Source organism: Bradyrhizobium frederickii (assembly GCF_004570865.1).
GTDB classification, from domain to species: domain Bacteria; phylum Pseudomonadota; class Alphaproteobacteria; order Rhizobiales; family Xanthobacteraceae; genus Bradyrhizobium; species Bradyrhizobium frederickii.
The window spans coordinates 1-1,055 of sequence record NZ_SPQS01000125.1; the positions used below are offsets into that span (position 1 = coordinate 1).

The 1,055-nt window shown below is 62.0% G+C and carries 2 protein-coding genes and 1 pseudogene; 2 read left to right on the forward strand and 1 reads right to left on the reverse strand.

Annotated features, from left to right (window positions below):
* A partial coding sequence (locus E4K64_RS39955; protein ID WP_135167640.1) for a transposase occupies window positions 1–315 on the forward strand: 315 nt, incomplete at its 5' end.
* Window positions 316–648: 333 nt separating this feature from the next.
* Here E4K64_RS39955 and E4K64_RS39960 read toward each other — a convergent pair.
* Window positions 649–765: pseudogene (locus E4K64_RS39960) on the reverse strand (ATP-binding protein); the annotation flags it as partial.
* A gap of 32 nt (window positions 766–797) precedes the next feature.
* On the opposite strand from E4K64_RS39960, the gene E4K64_RS39965 reads away from it, so the two are divergent.
* Window positions 798–1,055, forward strand: a 258-nt coding sequence (locus tag E4K64_RS39965) for a hypothetical protein (protein WP_135167509.1), incomplete at its 3' end; no start/stop codon positions are given.

Below are 1,055 nucleotides of genomic sequence, written 5' to 3' on the forward strand. Positions count from 1 at the left end.
TTCAAACGTGGCCGGGATTTCGCCGCGTGGTTGGGGTTGACGCCGCTGCAACGTTCCACTGGTGGAAAACAGAAGCTCGGCCAAATATCGAAAATGGGTGAGCGAACACTACGGCGTCTCCTCATCATCGGGGCGAGTGCGGTGGTGAAGCTGGCTCGCCGACGCGGTGCATCGCAAGGGAGATGGCTGGAGCGCATGCTCGCTCGTAAGCCGCCCATGCTTGTCGCGGTGGCTCTTGCCAACAAGATGGCCCGTACCGTTTGGGCTTTGATGGTCAACGGTGGGGTCTACAAAGCTCGGGTCGCAGCGGCTTAATCGCTTAATCCGCCCGACCAGAGGTCGTCGAGGAGGTAGGAAGGTCAAACGGAAGGTACGGCGCAACAGTCGATGAGACGGGGTCAGGAAAACCAGTACATGCCCAGGTGCTTCCAAGTACGCCGCTGTGATTTGGACCTGATCCGCGAACTCCCATACGGGCCCGCGACATATGACGGTCGCAATAAAGGCCGGACAGATGTCAGCACCCGACTACGCGCAACACCTGATCGAAAGATTCTTCTTGCATCCACCGGGGCGTCCACAGATGGGCATGTGGGCAACGCCCTTTGCGTTGTCCAAGCGCAGCGGCATGTCCACAGGGCCACGGGCTCAGGCCTTTCGGCCGGGCTTACGGGTTCGCCGCAGGCTCTCGCCGTCGAGATCGATCCGGTGGGCGTTATGGACCAGGCGGTCGAGAACGGCGTCGGCGTAGGTGGGGTCGCCGAACACGTCAGAGTACCCCTATTCTTGAGCGGGTCGTGTCTCACGTCACGATCACCGACCCGCATCATTTTCTGTTTGGGCACCGGCTTGAGGTGCTCAAGGAGCGGTCGGGGCGCGGTCCTGCCTACGTCGTTGTTGCGCTGCCGGACGGCCGGCCGCGGGCGGTTCGGATCGCGTCGACGGATCTTGCCGAGACGCCGATCACGCCCCACCCGAACGCCGCCGATCTGCCGCGCATCAGTGCACGTACGCTGATCCCATTGATGCAACATTTGAGCGCGAGTCTGGGCCTT